Raw genomic sequence first — 17,913 nt, 5'->3', positions numbered from 1 at the left:
CCTCGGCCGATTAAACCGCCTGCCTGATCCGGCTTATCGCATTTTCCAGATTGGTCATGCTAGTGGCGATCGATATGCGGATATGGCCGGGGCAGCCGAAAGCGGAACCGGGCACCAGGGCCACGCCGGCTTTTTCGATCAGGAACTCGGCGAATTGCAGGTCATCCTCTATGCCGTCCAGTTTCCGCATCAGTTTTTCGACGTTGGGAAACACGTAAAAGGTGCCGTCGGTCGGCAGGCATTCGATGCCGTCAATGGTGTTCAGTTCGGCGACTACATAGTCGTGGCGTTTCTTGAATTCGGCCATCATGATGTCGATACAGCCTTGGTCGCCATTCAGGGCGGCTTCGGCGGCGACTTGCGAAATCGAGGTTGGGTTGGAGGTGCTTTGCGATTGAATGATGCACATCGCGTCGATCAAGTTGGCCGGTCCCGCGCAATAACCGATGCGCCAACCGGTCATCGAGTAGGCCTTGGACACGCCGTTCAGTACGATGGTGCGCTGGTAAAAATCCGGGCGCGCATTCAAAATATTGACGAACTCGCCCTTGTTCCACAGGATATGTTCGTACATGTCGTCAGTGGCGATCAAAACCTCGGGGAAATCCTGCAATACCTCGCCCAGTGCTTTAAGTTCGTCCAGGCTATAAGCGGCGCCGGTCGGGTTGGATGGGCTGTTGATGACCAATAAACGGGTTTTATCGGTAATCGCCGCGCGTAGTTGGGCAGGGCTGATTTTGAAATTTTGCGCCTGGCCGGCTTCGATGATGACCGGGACGCCATCGGCCAGTAACACCATGTCTGGATAAGATACCCAGTAGGGTGCCGGGATGATGACTTCATCGCCTGGATTCAACAGAGCTTGGGCCAGGTTATAAAAACTTTGCTTGCCGCCGCAAGATACCAGAATCTGTTTTAGTTCGTAGTCCAGACCGTTGTCTTTCTTGAATTTTTGGGCGATGGCTTTTTTCAGGCTGGGTATGCCGTCAACCGCGGTGTATTTGGTAAAGCCGTTGTCCAGGGCTTTGACGGCGGCGGCTTTGATGTGGTCCGGCGTGTCGAAGTCGGGTTCGCCAACTCCCAGGCCGATAATATCCTTGCCGGCGGCGCGCATGGCGGCGGCGCGGGCAGTGATCGCCAGGGTCGGTGATGGCTTGACGGCTTTGACTCGGTTAGACAGTGTGATACTCATATTTCCTCGGTCGATTAGGCTCAAAACTGCCGGATATTATACGGGAAAAGCAGGAAAACACCTTATTCTGTCGACATTTGAAGCGATTTTTTATCCAGTTGCAGTAGCGCCCAGCTTGCGTGTTCGCGTACCAGTTCGGACTCATGCCGTAGTTTTTCGCTGAGCGCGGCTTTAGCGGCCGTGCTGGCGGCGCCGTTGCCTAGGGCCACGGCGATATTGCGCAGCCAGCGTTGATGGCCGATGCGGCGGATCGCCGAGCCTTCGGTTTTTTGCAAAAATTCGCTTTCGGTCCAGGCGAATAATTCCAGCAAGGTGGCGCGGTCCAGTTTATGCCTGGGTTTAAAGTCCGCTTCCGCGCTGAGTTTGGCAAAGCGGTTCCACGGGCATATCAACTGGCAGTCGTCGCAGCCGTAGATGCGGTTGCCAAGCAGCGGCCGTAGGTCTTCCGGAATACTGCCGTGCAGTTCGATGGTCAGATACGACACGCAGCGGCGGGCATCGACTTGATACGGGGCGACGATGGCCTGGGTCGGGCAAATATCCAGGCAAGCCCGGCATTGGCCGCAATGCCGGCTGGCGGATGCGTCGGCGGGTAAGGGCAGGTCGGTGTAGATTTCCCCCAAGAAAAACCAGGAGCCGGCCCGGCGGTTGATCAGGTTGCTGTGTTTGCCTATCCAGCCCAGACCGGCCTTTTCGGCGATGGCTTTTTCCAGTACCGGCGCGCTGTCGACAAAAGCCCGGTAACCGAATGAACCGACGGCGGCGGTCATTTGATCGGCCAATTTTTGCAGGCGGTTGCGGATTAGCTTGTGGTAGTCGCGGCCCAGCGCATAGCGGGAGACAAAGGCCGCCGCCGGATCGTCAAGCATGGCATGGCTATGGACCGGGATTTCCGGCAGATAGTCCATTCGTGCGCTGATAATGCTGCGGGTGCCGGGTTGCAGCAGGCCGGGGCGGCTCCGCTTCAAGCCGTGGGCGGCCATATAGTGCATGTCGCCGTGTCTGTTTTTGTTCAGCCATTGCTGCAAATGCTGCTCGGCCTGGCTCAAATCGGTATCGCTGATGCCGATTTGTTGAAAACCCAGCTCCGCGCCCCAGGCCTTGATCCGGGCGGCAAGGTGTTCAAAATCCGGCGGATCGGTTGGGGACATGGCGCGGCTGCACTATAATGGTTGAAATCCTAGCCATTTTACACAACATATCATGCAAGCATTTTCACAAGCGCTGTATCGCGTGGCCCAAATACGCGAAGCGGAACGGATCGCCATTCAGGATTTGCAATTGCCGGCCTTGCAGCTAATGCGCAGCGCCGGATTGGCCGCATTCAACGCGCTACGGAAACGCTGGCCCAACCAGCGCCGGCTGACGGTGTTTTGCGGCGCCGGCAACAATGCCGGCGACGGCTATGTACTGGCCAAGCTGGCTATGCAGGCCGGTTTTGAGGTCAAGGTTTATTCGGTGAGCGACGTCCTAAACTTAAAAGGCGAAGCCTTGACTTCGTTTCATGATTTCATTCAGGCCGGCGGCAGTGTGTTGGACTTCGATCGCCAACTCAAGCCGGCGGGGGTCATCGTTGACGCCTTGTTGGGTACCGGTCTGAACCGGCAAGTGAGCGAGGAATATACGCCGGCGATCGACTTGATCAATCGCGCCGGTTGTCCGGTGCTGGCTATCGATGTGCCGTCGGGTTTGCATGCCGATAGCGGCTATGTGTTGGGCCGCGCGGTCAAGGCTGATCTGACCGTCACGTTTATTGCATTGAAATGTGGCTTGTTTACCGGCGAGGCCGCCGATTATTGCGGCGACATCGTCTGTTCGAGTTTGAATGTGCCGGAATCGGTGCTCTCAAAACTACCGGCAACGGCCGCTTTTCTGACCAAGACGCCGTTAAGCCGCCGGCCGCGAACCTCGCATAAGGGGCATTTCGGGCATGTATTGCTGATCGGCGGTAATCTGGGTTTTAGCGGGGCGATTCGCTTGGCCGGCGAGGCGGCCTTGCGCGGTGGCGCCGGTTTGGTCAGTATTGCCAGCCGCGCCGCGCATTGCGATTTTTTGAATATAGGCCGGCCGGAATTGATGTGTCATGGCGTGGAAAATCAGGCCCAATTACAGCCTTTGTTGGATAAGGCCGGCGTGGTGGTGATAGGGCCGGGGTTGGGGGCGGACGCATGGGCTCGGGCCATGTTCGAGGCGGTGCGGGCCAGCGATAAATTGAGCGTGCTGGATGCGGATGCGCTGAACCTGCTGGCGACGGATCACGTCAAACAAGACAACCGGATATTGACCCCGCATCCCGGAGAAGCCGCCCGATTGCTGGGATGTAGTAATCAAGAGATTGCCGCTGACCGCTTTGCCGCGTTGAACCGGTTACAAACTGAATACGGCGGCGTCTGTGTGTTGAAAGGTGCCGGTAGCTTGATCGCGGATCAGCGCGCGGCCTTTGTCGCCACCAACGGTAATCCCGGCATGGCCAGCGGCGGCATGGGCGATGTGCTGGCGGGCATCATCGGAGCCTTGCTGGCGCAAGGTTTGTCGCCCATTGATGCGGCAAAGCTGGCCGTATATGTGCACGGCGAGGCCGCCGATGCCGTTGCCACGGAACAGGGCGAACGCGGCATGCTGGCTAGCGACTTATTGCCGAAAATCAGGGAATTTTTGAATTAATGAAAATCGATTTAAGCAGTAGCGACGAAACCGAATTGTTAGGGGCCGCGTTGTGGCGGGCATTGCCGAAAAAATGCTTGTTGTTTTTGTACGGCGACCTGGGCGCCGGCAAAACCACGCTGGTGCGCGGCCTGTTGCGGGCGGCGGGGCATGCGGGTTCGGTAAAGAGTCCTACCTATAGTTTGGTGGAAGAATACCGATTGGCCGATCGGGCGGTGTTTCATTTTGATTTATACCGCCTGAAAGACCCCGAAGAGTTGGAATGGATGGGTATCAATGATTATTTACAGCAGGACGCCCTGTGTTGCGTCGAATGGCCGCAAATGGGAGAAGGCTATTTGCCGGCCGCCGATCTTGAGCTGCGGCTTGGCTATCATGGAGAAGGAAGATCGATAGAAATCAATGCGCTAGCGGAGTCGTTAAAAAATACGCTGGTAATTGACTGGAAAAACAAAGACCTGCTGCTATAATCTCAAAACATTATTACATTTCTTCTCGGTTGGCTGACTTATGCGACAGATACTTATATTTTTCTGGGTAGTGGTTTTGTCCGTGCAGGCTGTCGTGGCAAACGCCGCCTCGGCTCGGGTGGAAAGTCTAACGTTTTCCAGTCAACAAGGTGGGCGATTGGCGTTTGATTTGAACGCTACGCCGCATTACCGCTATTTCACCCTGAAGAATCCCAGCCGCTTGGTGGTGGATTTTGAAAATACCGCGCTGTCACAGGCCTTCGGCCAACCGCCCGCCGATCATCCATTGGCGGTAGGCGTGCGTTCCGCGATCCATAACAATACCGGTTTGCGGGTAGTGGTGGAATTGAATGCCGACGCCGATGTCAAGGTAGCCGCAGTCAACACGGCCCAGGGCGTGCAACTGCAATTCGATTTGGCGGCTATCGCCGCCGCGCCGGTTGCCGTTCAGGCGGCCTCGACAAAATCCACGCCCACGCCCGACAATCCGCCAGTGCGGGCCGACGACGGCAAAGCGGTCATGACAACGACTAAAATCAAGGCCAAACCCAAGGCCGAAAAAGCCAAGGGCCGTAGTATCGTGGTTGCCATCGATGCCGGACATGGCGGCAAGGATGTCGGCGCGCAGGGCGGCAACGGCACGCAGGAAAAGGATGTGGTGCTGGCCATCGCCAAACGTTTGGAAAGCGCGATTAATCGCCAGCCGGGCATGAAGGCGGTCATGATCCGTAAAGGCGATTATTTCGTTAAATTGCGCGAACGGGTCAATATCGCCCGTAAGGCTAATGCCGATCTATTCGTATCGATTCACGCCGATGCCTTCGACGATGCCAGCGCCCACGGCGCTTCGGTTTATACGCTTGCCAACGATGGCGCAACCAGCCAGATGGCGCAATATTTGGCCAATAGCGAAAATGCCTCGGATTCAAAAGTGGGCGAGCATGAAGTCCATGATGAAATGTTGGCCTCGGTATTGATGGATTTATCCAATAAAGCCTCCAAGGAAGCCAGTCAGCATATTGGGAACAGGGTGTTGAAAAGCGTCAAATCCGTCGGCCATTTGCACCGTTCGAACGTCCAGAAAGCCGGGTTCGTGGTGTTGAAATCACCGATACCTTCGATTCTGGTCGAAACCGCGTTCATTTCCAATCCGGAAGAAGAACACCGTTTGAACACGCGCGCCTATCAGGACAAGATGGCTTCGGCGGTATTTAGCGGCATCGTGGCGCACTTCAAGCAATACGCGCCCGCCGATACCTTGTTTGCCCAATTGCAAAAATCCGGCAAACAAGCCACTCAGCTGGCCGCTCGCGAAACGCAATCCGATCCGGAGCTTGTCGTCAATACGGCTAAACTGGAGAAGAGTAGGAATACCAATGTTGTCACGGTCAGTTCCGACCCTACCCAACATGTCATCAGTCGTGGAGAAACCCTGTCCGAGATCGCCCAGCAATATGGTGTGTCTATGCGACAGATACGCACGGTCAACGGCATGGGTGACGGCGAGGTCAAAATCGGCCAGGTGTTGCAAATTCCCCGTAGCAGTTAGTTCTTCATAAATAGTGGGGGGTGAATCAATTCTCCCCCACTGCTCCTGATCCGCTAAAATACGCGCTTTTTGCACGAGCGCAGCCGATGCGGATTCACGCTTTACCCACCCAACTGATCAATCAAATCGCCGCCGGCGAAGTGGTCGAGCGCCCGGCCTCCGTGGTGAAGGAGTTGGTGGAAAATTGTTTTGACGCCGGCGCCAGCCAAATCCATATCGATGTCGAGCAAGGCGGCGTCAAGCAAATCAAAATCCGCGACAACGGTTGCGGTATCGATAAAGAAGACTTGGCACTGGCGCTTTCCCGCCACGCTACCAGCAAAATTGCCTCGCTGGACGATCTGGAACATGTGTCCAGCATGGGCTTTCGCGGCGAGGCCTTGCCCAGCATCAGTTCGGTGGCGCGTTTAACCCTCATTTCCCGCACCGCTGCTGCCGAATGCGCCTGGCAGGTCAGTGCAGACGGCAGCGAAAAAAACTTCGATCCCCAGCCCGACCCGCATCCGCCCGGCACCACGGTTGATGTGCGTGATTTGTTTTACAACACCCCGGCTAGGCGCAAATTTTTAAAGGCGGAAAAGACTGAGTTCGGCCACATCGAAAGCCTGATTCAAAAGCTGGCGCTGAGCCGCTTCGATGTCGGTTTCATGCTGCAGCATAATCAACGCGAGGTGCTGAATCTAAAACCCGCCGCGACCCAAACCGAGCAGGAAAAACGCATCGCCGCCATCTGCGGTTCGGCCTTTGTCGACAATGCGGTCAAGATCGATTACGCCGCCTCCGGCCTGCATTTACATGGCTGGGTGGGTTTGCCGACCTTTTCCCGCAGCCAGCAGGATATGCAGTTTTTTTACGTCAACGGCCGTCTGATCAAGGACAGACTGGTGGCGCACGCGGTCAAACAGGCCTATCAGGATGTGTTGTATCACGGCCGCCATCCGGTGTTTGTGCTGTATCTGCAACTGGACCCGGCGCTGGTGGATGTGAATGCGCATCCGACCAAACTGGAGGTGCGTTTTCGGGAAGGGCGCATGGTGCACGATTTTCTGTTTCAGGCCTTGCATCGTAGTTTGGCCGAGCAAAGGCCGGGGCACCGGATTGAACACCAAACCCTGCCGCTTGCCGAGCAACTGCCTATAGCCCAGCTGCGTCCGACACCGAATCAACAAACCGCCTTGCCGTTGGGTCTGGCCGATGCTGTTGAGCCATCGCTTCCGCAACCTTCCAGGCCGAATGAATTCGGCCCTAACGAAGTCGGCGAGCGTGGTTCAAAGCCGCAAAAATCTTTTTCGGCTTCAGTGGCTACGGGTTCCTGGGCAGCAAAAGAAACGATCATGGCGGGGGCGGTCGCCGAGCAAATCAAGGCCTACGGCAAACTCTATCCGCAAGCCGATGCCAAGCCGGCCGAGCAAGTCATGCCGCCGCTGGGTTTTGCCTTGGCGCATATCCACAATATCTACATCCTGGCCGAAACCGCCAACGGCATCATCCTAGTGGATGCCCATGCCGCGCATGAGCGGGTCACCTACGAACGGCTGAAACAGCATTATCAAAACCGCGCCATCGTTTCCCAACCTTTGCTGTTGCCGATCAAACTGCAGCTGACGGCGGCCGAGGCCGATCTGGCCGAGCAGGAGCATGAATTTTTTCATGGCCTGGGCTTTGAACTGAACCGTTCCGGCCCGGAAACGGTAATCTTGCGCTCAACACCGGCCTTGCTGGCCAAAACCGATGTCGATAGATTGATCCGCGACATCCTGGCCGACATGCTGACGCTGGGAATCAGCCAAAAAGCCGAGCAAGCCATCAATGCCATTTTGGCGACCATGGCCTGCCACGGTTCGGTGCGGGCCAAACGCAAACTCAGCATCGAGGAAATGAACGCCTTGTTGCGCGACATGGAACAGACCGAACGCATCGGCCAATGCAATCACGGCCGACCGACCTGGGTGGCGCTCAGCCATCAGGATCTGGATAAATTTTTCATGCGCGGACAATAAATGACCACCAGCAAACCTACCGCCATCTTGTTGATGGGGCCGACCGCGTCCGGCAAAACCGCGCTGTCGGTGGCGCTGGCGCAAGCCTTGAATGCGGAAATCATCAGCGTCGATTCGGCCCTGGTCTATAAAGGCATGGACATCGGCACCGCCAAGCCGACTTTGGCCGAACGCGGCGGCATTCCGCATCATTTGATCGACATACTCGATCCCAGCGAGTCGTTTTCCACCGGCCAGTTTCGCAGCCAAGCTTTGGAACTGATGACCGATATTACTCGTCGCGGTAAGCTGCCGTTACTGGTCGGCGGTACCATGTTGTATTTCAGCGCTTTGACCCAGGGTTTGGCCAACTTGCCGGAGGCCGATGCCGAAATCAGGCAACGGCTGGACCGGGAATTATTGGAACTGGGCAAGGAAGCCTTGCATGCCCGCTTGGCGCGAATCGATCCGCAAGCGGCGGCGCGGATTCATGTCAACGATCCGCAGCGCATCCAGCGGGCCTTGGAAGTATTTGAAATCAGCGGCCGGCCACTGTCGAGTTTTTTCGCTGCCGATCAGCAATCCGAGCAGCCGTTTGCTTACCGCAAACTGATCGTCGCTCCCGAACAACGCTCTACCTTACACGCCAAAATCGCCGAGCGCTTTGAATCGATGTTAGCCTTGGGTTTCCTGGATGAAGTCCGGGTTCTGGGGGCGCGCGGCGATCTGGACGAAAGCCTGCCGGCTATCCGTTGCGTCGGTTACCGGCAGGCCTGGTCGTATTTAAACGGCGAATACGATTTCGATACGATGCGGGACAAGGCTGTCGCCGCCACCCGGCAACTGGCCAAGCGCCAATTTACCTGGTTGCGCAAGGAAGAAAACGCCCTGCATCTGATTAGCGAAGCAGCGGATTTACTGGCAAGCGCTTTGGACTATTGCCGGCAACATGGATAAACAACAGCAACGCCAACTCGCCTATGCCGCGCGCAATGGGCAGCCGGATAAAGACATTGTCAGTGCCGAAATATGCCGGCGGGTTATTTCGCAGCCGTGGTATGCCGAAGCCGACACCATACTATGGTACCTGCATTGCCGTTCCGAGGTGCGCACCTTGCCGGCTGTAATAGCGCAACTGGCCGGCGATAAACGCATTGCGGTGCCGTATTGCACGGTCGATCAACATGGCGACAAATGTCTGGGATTGTGGCATTTACAAGCGCTCGACGAATTACAACCCGGCATGTGGAATATCCTGGAGCCGCCACCCGAGCGCTGGCGGGAGCCGGCAAAGCAAATCAGTCCCAATCAATTGGACGTGGTAATAGTGCCGGGCGTGGCCTTCGATAGCGAGGGCGGGCGGCTGGGCAACGGGGCGGGGTATTACGACCGTTTGCTGCGGCAAGTGCGGCCGGATACGCTGTTGGCCGGAGTCTGTTACCAATCGCAATTATTGCCCGCCATCACCATGCAAAGCCACGATGTATATATGGATAGGGTCATTACCGAACGGACGTTTTATTTCGGTAACAAGCTGGCGCGGTGATGAAAGTAGATAGTTTTAAGCAACGGATTGCTCACAGTCCGGCATTCGTGCTGGACATGGATCGAGTGCAAGCCAACCTGCGGCCCTTGCAACAATTGCGGGAAGCCAGCGGCTGTAAGGTGTTGTATTCGATGAAAGCCCTGCCGCTAGCGGCACTATTGTCCGCGCTGAAACCCGATGTCGACGGTATTTCAGTCAGTTCGCTCTTCGAAGCCCGATTGGCCGCTCGGATGTTAGCCGGGCAGGGCAGTTTGCATTTGACCACGCCGGGGTTGCGGCCTGATCAGTTTGCCGAGTTGGGCAAGCTTTGCACGCATGTCAGTTTCAATTCCCTATCCCAGTATCAAGGCTTGAGCGGTTTGGTATCCGGTTATTCGAAAGGGCTGCGGGTCAATCCCAAACTGTCGTTTGCCGACGATTTAAGGTATGACCCCTGCCGGGATCATTCCAAATTGGGCGTGGACATGGCCTTGCTGGAACAAGGTTTGCCGGCCGACATTGAGGGCTTGCATTTTCATACCGTGTTCGGTCGGACCGATTTCGAGCCTTTACGCCATACCCTGGCCAAACTGCAACCTTTATTGAAACAGCATGCCAAATTGAAATGGCTGAATCTGGGCGGCGGTTATCTGTATCACAGCATTGCCGAGCAAGCCCCCATCATTGAGGCTATCCGCTATCTGAAGGCCCAGGTTGCCGAGGAAATCTATCTGGAGCCGGGCAAGGCCTTGGTCGGTAATGCCGGCTATTTGTTGACCACGGTGCTGGATCGGTTCGACAGTGACGGTAAGGCCGTTCTGGTATTGGATACCTCGATCAATCATCAGCCGGAAGTTTTCGAATACCAGACCAAGCCGAAATTAGTGGAGGAAGACGCTCAAGGCACCCATGCCGTGATTCTGGCCGGCTCGACTTGTCTGGCCGGCGACTTGTTCGGCGAATACCGCTTCGACACCATCCCCGTCGTCGGCGACAAATTGGTGTTTGCCGATGTCGGCGCCTACAGCTTGATCAAGGCCAACCGTTTCAACGGTTATGCCTTGCCGGCCATCTATCTGTGCCGGGAAGGAGAGCTTGATTTAATTAAAACCGATGACTACGGCGATTACCGCAAGCAGTGGTCGGGCTGTTAATAGCCGCCAGCTTGATTAGGTTTCGTCCTTGCCGACCCAGTGTTTCACTGCGGGAGGGCGGTAATCGGCATAGCGGTCCAGCAGCGCGTCGGGATCGGTTTCCACCATCAGCATCGCATGCTGCGACTGTTTAACGAATTGCTCGCTCAACATGTGATCTAAAAATCCGATCAACCCATCGTAATAACCCGCCACATTCAGCAGGCCGCAAGGCTTGCTGTGAAAGCCAAGCTGAGCCCAGGTCCAAATCTCGAACAATTCCTCTAGCGTGCCGATGCCGCCGGGCAGCGCGATGAAACCATCCGCCAGCTCGGCCATCAGCATCTTGCGTTCGTGCATGGAATGGGTGACATGCAATTCGGTCAGATGATGGTGGGCGACTTCCTTATGCGCCAGGGCTTTCGGGATAACACCGACTGCCTGGCCGCCGAGGGCCAAGACCCGGTCCGCGACCATGCCCATCAGGCCGATACCGGCTCCGCCGTAAACCAATCGGATATCGCGGCTGACCAATGATTCGGCCAGCCTGGAGGCGGCCGACGCATAGGCTTCCTGCCTTCCGGGACTGGAACCGCAATAAACGCAGATACTGTTGATGGAGGTCATGATGGTTTTATTAATCCGTGTTTTCGGGATCGGGTGCCAAGGCGATTTATGGCGAAATTGTACGGCAAACGGGCGGAAATCAATAAAACCTATTCGGCGCTATCCTGGCTGGACATGCTCTGCCATCCGCCGCCCAAGGCCTTATAAACCGCCGTCAGGGCGGTGGCGGTGGCGGTCTCGCTTTGCGTCAATTGCCTTTGGTCTTGCAATAGCCGCTGTTCGCTATCCAATACCGTCAAAAAATCGTCCACGCCCTCCCGATAACGCAGATGAGCCAATTGATGGGCTTGTTCGCTGGCTTGCGCCGCCGAGGCGAGTAACTCGCGCCGGTTGCGTTCCTGGCTATAACTGATCAGCGCGTTTTCGGTTTCTTCCAGCGCATTCAGGACCGTCTGCTCGTAGTTGGCCAGACTGGCCTCGGCGCGGGCGTCGGCGGCCTTGATACGGGCATAAATGCGCCCCAAATCCAGCGCCGCCCAACTGATCCTGGGGCCGACCGAATAAGCCTCCGATCCCGCCGCACCCAGCCCGGATAAGGTCATCGCCTCCAGCGATATATTGCCGACAAAGGTCACCCGTGGAAACAGGTCGGCGGTGGCGACGCCGATACGGGAGGTAGCGGCCGCCAGCGCGCGTTCGGCCATGCGGATGTCGGGGCGGCGGCGCAACAAGTCGGCGGGATTGCCGATAGCGACGATGTCTGGCGCCTTGGGCAAGGGCATGGCTTGCGACAGTTGCCGGGTCAGCGCGTCCGGCATCAGGCCGCCGAGGACACTGAGCCTATGAATTGCCCGATTGATCGCGGCCGAGAAGCTGGGAACGGTGGCGCGGGTGCCATCGAGTTGCGCCTGGGCGCGTGCTACGTCCAGTTGCGTGCCGCGTCCGTTTTCCGCGCGAACGCGGGTCATCTCCAGGGTTTGGGCCTGATTGGCGGCATTTTGCTCGGCAACGGCCAACTGGCGTTGCAAGCCGCGCAACTCGAAATAGTTTCTGGCGACTTCGGCGATCAGACTGACGCCGACATCGCGCAAGCTGGCTTCCTGAGCATCGACTTCATCGCTGCTGGCCTCGACGCTGCGGCGCACCCGGCCGAAGAAATCGACTTCCCAGAACGCGTCGAAACCGGTGCTGTACAACTTCAATTCGCGCGGCACGAAGGCGCGGTTATTCATCGAGCCGACGCTGCGTTTCGATTCGGTGTAGTTGGCATGCGAGGTGATCGTCGGTGCCAGATTCAAACCCGATTCCAGATACAGCGCCCGCGCTTCGCGCAGATTGGCTTGTGCCGCTTGCAGGTCGTAATTGTGGGCCAGCGCTTGCTCGACCAGCGCCGTCAATTGGGCATCGTTGAAGGATTTCCACCAGCTGATTTCCACGGCATGGCCGGAAAACCCGCCGGGCGAGGCATTGGCAAATGCGTCCGGCGGATTGGTTGCCGGCATCTGGTAATCGGGGCCGACCGCGCAGGCGCTTAACAAGCTGGCGGATAGCGAGATCAAGCCGGCGCGGCGGAGGTCGCCAGCCAAGCTCTTAAATCGGGATTGGTTGCTGTACTGGCTCATGAAGAGGTATCCGAAACGGGTTGATCGGTTGGCCTATTGCGATGCGGTTTGCCACCGGAAGACAGGCGTTGGGCCAGGGTCTGGGCGACGACATAGAACACCGGCGTCAACAACAAACCGAACACGGTCACGCCTATCATGCCGCTGAATACCGCGGTGCCCAGCAGATGGCGCGATTCGGCTCCGGCACCTTCGGCGATCACTAGCGGGAACACGCCCATGATGAAGGCGAAAGACGTCATCAAAATCGGCCGCAAGCGGATGCGCGAGGCCTCCACGGCCGCCGCGGCGGCAGTCAGGCCTGCTTCCTGGCGTTGCTTGGCGAACTCCACGATTAGAATAGCGTTCTTGCTGGCCAGCCCCACCAGCACGATGAAGCCGATCTGGGTGAAGATATTGTTATCCATATTGCTCAACCAGACCCCGGTCATCGATGACAAGATGCACATCGGCACGATCAGAATCACCGCGAACGGCAACGACCAGCTTTCGTATTGGGCGGCCAGCGCCAGGAACACGAAGATGACGCTCAACGGAAACACCAGTAGCGCGACATTGCCGGCCAGTACCTGCTGCAAACTCAGTTCGGTCCATTCGAAATCGAAACCGGGCGGTAATTCGCCGCTCAGCAATTTGCTCATGGTGGCTATGGCTTGACCGGAGCTGACGCCGGGCAGGGTGCCGCCGTTGATTTCGGCCGCCGGATACATGTTGTAGCGGGTAATCTTGTCGGGTCCCTCGATTTCCTTGATTTCGGCGATGGCGCCCAGCGGCACCATGCCGCCGCTATCATTTTTGGCCTTTAGTTCGGTAATGTCGGCCGGCTTCATCCGAAACTCGGCATCGGCCTGCGCCACTACTTGATAAGTGCGGCCGAAGGCATTCAGATCGTTGACATACAATGAGCCCAGATAAATCTGCAGGGTTTCAAACACATCCCGTAACGGAATGTCCATGGCCTTGGCGCGGGTGCGGTCGACGTCGACGAACAGCTGCGGCACATTGGCCCGGAAGGTGGTAAACAAACCGGCCAGGCCTTGCTGCTGATTGCCCTTGGCTATCATGTCGCCAGCTACCCGCTGCAATTCGGCTATGCCGGCATTGCTCCTATCCTGGATCTGGACCTTGAAACCGCCGACCGAGCTCATGCCCCTAATCGGCGGTGGCGCAAATACCGCAATTCTTGCATCTTCGATTTTGGCCAGCCGCTGACTCAGACTCTTGATGACGGCGTCGGCATGCAGATCGGGCCGTCCGGCTCGGGCGTCGAAACTATCCAGCCGGGCGAACATGGTGGCGACATTGGACTGATTGGCGCCGGTCAAAATCGACCAACCCGCATAGGCGTTGACATGAGCGACGCCATCGGTGTCGAGAATAATGCGGGTGGCTTGCTGAACCATCTGTTGAGTGCGGCCCAAGGATGCCGCGTCCGGCAGTTGGGCGTATAGCACCAAATAGCCTTGATCCTGCTGCGGAATGAAACCGGTGGGGACTTTCTCGAAGGCCAGGAAATTTAGGCTATTGAGTCCGACATACAGCACCAGCACCAGTGCCGTCATCCGGATCAAACGGCCGACCAACCGGCCATAGCCTTGGCTGAACCAGTCGAAAAAGCGGTTAAAGCGGACGAAAAACCAGCCGAAGCAACGGTCGAACAGTCGGGTGAAGGCGTCCTTGTCGTGGTGAGCCCTATCCAGCATCAGCGCGCACAAGGCCGGACTCAAGGTCAGCGAGTTGAAGGCGGAAATGACGGTGGAAACGGCAATGGTCAAGGCGAACTGTTTGTAAAACGCGCCCGACACGCCGGTGATGAAGGCTGTCGGCACGAACACCGCCACCAGCACCAGCGCGGTGGCGATGATGGGGCCGACCACTTCGCTCATCGCCCGACGGGTGGCCTGGCGGGCGTTCATGCCTTCGGCGATATGGCGTTCGACGTTTTCCACCACCACGATGGCGTCATCGACCACGATGCCGATCGCCAGCACCAAACCAAACAGCGACAGCGTGTTCAGCGATAAACCCATCGCCGCCATCACCGCGAAGGTGCCGATCAGCGACACCGGCACAGCCAGCAAGGGGATGATGGTGGCGCGCCAGTTCTGCAGGAAGATGATCACCACGATCACCACCAGCAGGATGGCTTCGAACAGAGTCTTGACCACCGCGTCGATCGACTGCTGCACAAACACCACGGTGTCGTAGACCAGCAGATAGTCCAAGCCTTCCGGAAAGCGGGGTTTCAGCTTTTCCATCGCATCGACCACGGCTTTCTTGGTATCCAACGCATTGGAACCGGGCAGCTGGAATATCGCCAGTCCCACGGTTTGCTCGCCGTCCAGGTACAAGCCTGAGTTGTAATCCTTGGCCCCCAGTTCGATGCGGGCCACATCCTTCAGATGGGTGACCTGGCCGTCCCGGCCTTGCTTGATGACGATGTCGCCGAATTGTTCAGGCTCTTGCAGCCGGCCCAGCGTGCTGACGGTGTATTGAAACTCGGCATGATTCGGCGAAGGCTGTTGGCCAACCACGCCGGCCGCCACCTGCACGTTTTGCTCGCGCACCGCGGCTATTACTTCAGTGGCGGTCAGGTTGCGGGCGGCGATTTTCTCGGGATTCAACCATAGCCGCATGCTGTAATCGCGGGCGCCGAATACCAAAATATCGCCGACGCCAGGCAGGCGGGCCAAGGTGTCCTTGATTTGCAGCAAGGCGTAGTTACTCAGATAAACGCTGTCGTAACGTTTATCCGGCGATACCAGATTGACCACCAGGCTCAAGTCGGGGCTACGTTTTTTGACGGTGATACCCTGGCGCCGCACTTCCTCCGGCAATTTCGGTTCGGCCAGGGCTACCCGGTTTTGCACCAACACCTGTGCCTTGTCCAGGTTGGTGCCCGGTTTGAAGGTGATGGTCAGCGACAGGTTGCCGCTGTTGGTGGATTGCGAGGACATGTACAGCATGTCCTCGACTCCGTTGACTTCCTGCTCGATCGGCGTGGCTACCGTTTCCGCGACCACCTTGGCGTTGGCGCCCGGATAGGCGGTGCTGACCACCACCGTCGGCGGGGCGATTTCCGGGTATTGGGCAATCGGCAAGCCGATCAGGGCCAAACCGCCGATCAGCACGATGACGATGGACAGTACCGAGGCGAAGATAGGCCTATCGATGAAAAAATGGGTGAATTTATCCATGCTTATTGCACTCCACGAGGCTCGGCCAGCGAAATGCGCTCCGGATTGACTTTGATGCCCGGTTTCAGTTTTTGCACGCCTTCGATCACCACCCAGTCGCCGGCTTGTAAGCCTTCGCGGATTACCCGCATCTGGCCGATGCGGCTGCCCGGCGTCACTTGGCGATAGCTGACCTGATGGTTTTGATCCACCACCCAGACGAAGCGCTGGGCTTGATCGGTACCGATGGCTCGATCGGGCAACAGGGCCGCGGAATAGGGCGCGCTGCCGCGTACCCGCATCCGAGCGAACAAACCGGGACTCAACAGTTCGTCGGGATTGGCGAATACCCCGCGCAAGGTGACGGTGCCGGTCGCGGCATCTTCACGCGGAGCGACGTAATCCAGCTGGCCTTGATGGGGAAAATCGGCTTCATCGGCCAGGGCTAGTTGGGCCGGCGTGCCTTTCAGATCGGCGGACCCCTGGTGTTTTTGTTGGGCTTGGCGCCGGTATTTCAGCACCGATTGCTCGTCGGCATCGACATAGACGTAGACCGGATCGGTGGAAACGAGAGTGGTCAGCAGCGTGGTATCGCCGGCGGTATTGACCAGATTGCCAGCGGTGATCAGTTCGCGGCCGATACGGCCGCTAATCGGCGCCCGGATTTCGGTGTATTCCAGATTCAATTTTGCGCTATAGACATTGGCTTCGGCCGAATTCACCGCCGCCGCGGCTTCGCGTAAACCTTTGTTGCGGGCATCGTATTCCTCGGCGGAAATGGCCTTGGCTTGAAACAGGTTTTCGGCGCGGGCTTGGTCGTTCTTGGCCAGTTGCTGTTTGGATTGGGCGCGTTCCAGTTCGGCTACGGCGTAGTCAAGTTGTGCCTTGAAGGGTTTGGGATCGATCAGAAACAACAGGTCGCCCTTATTGACTTTCGAGCCGGCCGTGAAATTGACCTTTTCCAGATAACCGCTGACCCTGGCGCGGATGTCGACTGAATTGACGGCTTCGACTCGGCCAGTGTATTCGTCCCATTCCGTGACTTCCTGAATCAAGGCTTGGGCAATCTTGACATTGGGGGCGGGGGGAGGCCCCGGATCGGCGGCTTTATCGCCGCAACCGGCCAGCGTGGCCAGAAATAAAATAACCAGCAGCGAAAAACCGAGGCGCGGCATGATGCCGGTTTTAGCGGTGTAAATCCTATCCGGAGTGGTCGAAAAATCGCTAATCGGTAGGCGGATTATGGCTGTCATGAGCGTGCTGCTCCGGTGATAATGATAAATGGTAATACATATTACCGTTTAGTCTAAGGTATCATCTTCCACTGAGTCAATTTATTTCATGAGCACTACAGCATGGTCAAATGCGGACGCCCGTGTAAGGGTGATGAGCAACAAAGCCGGGATCGATTACTCGATGCCGCGTTACGGCTTTTTCTCGAGCACGGATACGGAAACCTCAGTATGGAAACCATTGCCCGCGATGCGCGGGTATCGTTACGCACTATTTACAGCCAATTCGGCGGCAAGGCCGGTTTGTTCGGCGCGCTGATCAGACGTTGCAGCGACCAATTTATCAGCGGATTGGTCGACGATGATACTAACTTGGAAGATGCGCTGATTCAGTTTGGCCGGCAATTTTTATATCGGATTACCCGGCCGGATGTGGTACGGATGCGCGCCATATTGATCGGCGAATCGCCGCGCTTTCCCGATCTGGCGACCCAATTTTATGAACAAGGCCCCAGGCGCACGCTCGACCATCTGGCCCAGTTTTTTGCCCGCCATCGGCAAGCCGGCCGCCTGGTGGACATCGATCCGGCCTTTTTGGCCGATCAATTCATCGGCGCATTGCGGGGCGAGCGCCTGCAAAGACTGCAACTGGGCTTGGAACCGACCCCGGGCGAGGCCGACATCAATGTTTGGGTGGTTCAGGTGACTCGACTGTTTCTGCGGGGCTGTATAGCGGGCGAGTTGGCATGCGGTTAGACGGGTGGCGCGCGCCAATTTCTATCCAGGTCTTGATCGGTTACGGGG

The 17,913-nt window shown here is 57.3% G+C and carries 14 protein-coding genes; 8 read left to right on the top strand and 6 right to left on the bottom strand.

Going from position 1 to position 17,913, the window contains the following annotated elements; translation table 11 throughout:
* Positions 1–10 precede the first annotated feature (10 nt).
* Together IVG45_RS07410 and queG are read right to left on the bottom strand one after the other, a co-directional pair.
* Positions 11–1,192, bottom strand: a complete 1,182-nt coding sequence (locus IVG45_RS07410; protein WP_196437212.1) for a pyridoxal phosphate-dependent aminotransferase — start codon at positions 1,190–1,192, stop codon at positions 11–13.
* A gap of 62 nt (positions 1,193–1,254) precedes the next feature.
* Positions 1,255–2,343: a tRNA epoxyqueuosine(34) reductase QueG gene (gene queG / locus IVG45_RS07405; protein ID WP_196437211.1), complete on the bottom strand. Its 1,089-nt coding sequence runs from the start codon at positions 2,341–2,343 to the stop codon at positions 1,255–1,257.
* A 52-nt stretch (positions 2,344–2,395) separates the two neighbouring features.
* Here queG and IVG45_RS07400 point away from each other — a divergent pair, with 52 nt between their 5' ends.
* The 7 genes from IVG45_RS07400 to IVG45_RS07370 all read left to right on the top strand — a co-directional run bounded on the left by IVG45_RS07400 (position 2,396) and on the right by IVG45_RS07370 (position 10,533).
* A complete protein-coding gene (locus tag IVG45_RS07400) occupies positions 2,396–3,856 on the top strand; it encodes an NAD(P)H-hydrate dehydratase (RefSeq protein ID WP_196437210.1) in 1,461 nt (486 codons plus the stop codon).
* Entirely contained in the window at positions 3,856–4,326 is a 471-nt protein-coding gene (gene tsaE, locus IVG45_RS07395) for a tRNA (adenosine(37)-N6)-threonylcarbamoyltransferase complex ATPase subunit type 1 TsaE (protein WP_196437209.1), read from the top strand. The genes IVG45_RS07400 and tsaE overlap by 1 nt, the downstream gene beginning before the upstream one ends.
* A gap of 40 nt (positions 4,327–4,366) precedes the next feature.
* Complete coding sequence (locus tag IVG45_RS07390; RefSeq protein ID WP_196437208.1) at positions 4,367–5,875, top strand: N-acetylmuramoyl-L-alanine amidase; 1,509 nt, start codon at positions 4,367–4,369, stop codon at positions 5,873–5,875.
* 86 nt (positions 5,876–5,961) lie between these two features.
* Positions 5,962–7,875: a DNA mismatch repair endonuclease MutL gene (gene mutL / locus IVG45_RS07385; RefSeq protein ID WP_196437207.1), complete on the top strand. Its 1,914-nt coding sequence runs from the start codon at positions 5,962–5,964 to the stop codon at positions 7,873–7,875.
* A complete protein-coding gene (gene miaA / locus IVG45_RS07380) occupies positions 7,876–8,811 on the top strand; it encodes a tRNA (adenosine(37)-N6)-dimethylallyltransferase MiaA (protein WP_196437206.1) in 936 nt (311 codons plus the stop codon). It begins immediately after the preceding gene.
* Positions 8,804–9,400, top strand: coding sequence for a 5-formyltetrahydrofolate cyclo-ligase (locus IVG45_RS07375; protein WP_196437205.1), 597 nt, complete (start codon positions 8,804–8,806; stop codon positions 9,398–9,400). Before miaA ends, IVG45_RS07375 begins: the two co-directional genes overlap by 8 nt.
* Positions 9,400–10,533, top strand: coding sequence for a carboxynorspermidine decarboxylase (locus tag IVG45_RS07370; RefSeq protein ID WP_196437204.1), 1,134 nt, complete (start codon positions 9,400–9,402; stop codon positions 10,531–10,533). The genes IVG45_RS07375 and IVG45_RS07370 overlap by 1 nt, the downstream gene beginning before the upstream one ends.
* A 15-nt stretch (positions 10,534–10,548) precedes the next feature.
* On the opposite strand, the gene IVG45_RS07365 is transcribed toward IVG45_RS07370, so the two are convergent.
* From IVG45_RS07365 to IVG45_RS07350, 4 genes are all read right to left on the bottom strand, one after another.
* Positions 10,549–11,139 carry a TIGR00730 family Rossman fold protein gene (locus tag IVG45_RS07365; protein WP_196437203.1) on the bottom strand — a complete coding sequence of 197 codons (591 nt, stop codon included), beginning with the start codon at positions 11,137–11,139 and terminating at the stop codon, positions 10,549–10,551.
* 89 nt (positions 11,140–11,228) lie between these two features.
* Positions 11,229–12,701, bottom strand: a complete 1,473-nt coding sequence (locus tag IVG45_RS07360; RefSeq protein ID WP_196437202.1) for an efflux transporter outer membrane subunit — start codon at positions 12,699–12,701, stop codon at positions 11,229–11,231.
* Positions 12,698–15,898, bottom strand: a complete 3,201-nt coding sequence (locus IVG45_RS07355) for an efflux RND transporter permease subunit (protein ID WP_196437201.1) — start codon at positions 15,896–15,898, stop codon at positions 12,698–12,700. Before IVG45_RS07355 ends, IVG45_RS07360 begins: the two co-directional genes overlap by 4 nt.
* 2 nt (positions 15,899–15,900) lie before the next feature.
* Positions 15,901–17,052, bottom strand: coding sequence for an efflux RND transporter periplasmic adaptor subunit (locus tag IVG45_RS07350; protein WP_442923367.1), 1,152 nt, complete (start codon positions 17,050–17,052; stop codon positions 15,901–15,903).
* 180 nt (positions 17,053–17,232) lie between these two features.
* Here IVG45_RS07350 and IVG45_RS07345 point away from each other — a divergent pair, with 180 nt between their 5' ends.
* On the top strand, positions 17,233–17,865 hold the full coding sequence (locus IVG45_RS07345) for a TetR/AcrR family transcriptional regulator (protein WP_196437199.1): 633 nt from the start codon (positions 17,233–17,235) through the stop codon (positions 17,863–17,865).
* The last annotated feature ends 48 nt before the right edge of the window (positions 17,866–17,913 follow it).

Source organism: Methylomonas sp. LL1, assembly GCF_015711015.1.
GTDB lineage: Bacteria > Pseudomonadota > Gammaproteobacteria > Methylococcales > Methylomonadaceae > Methylomonas.
The sequence above is the reverse complement of the archived record's forward strand: the minus strand, read 5'-3'. Positions and strand labels throughout refer to the sequence as shown.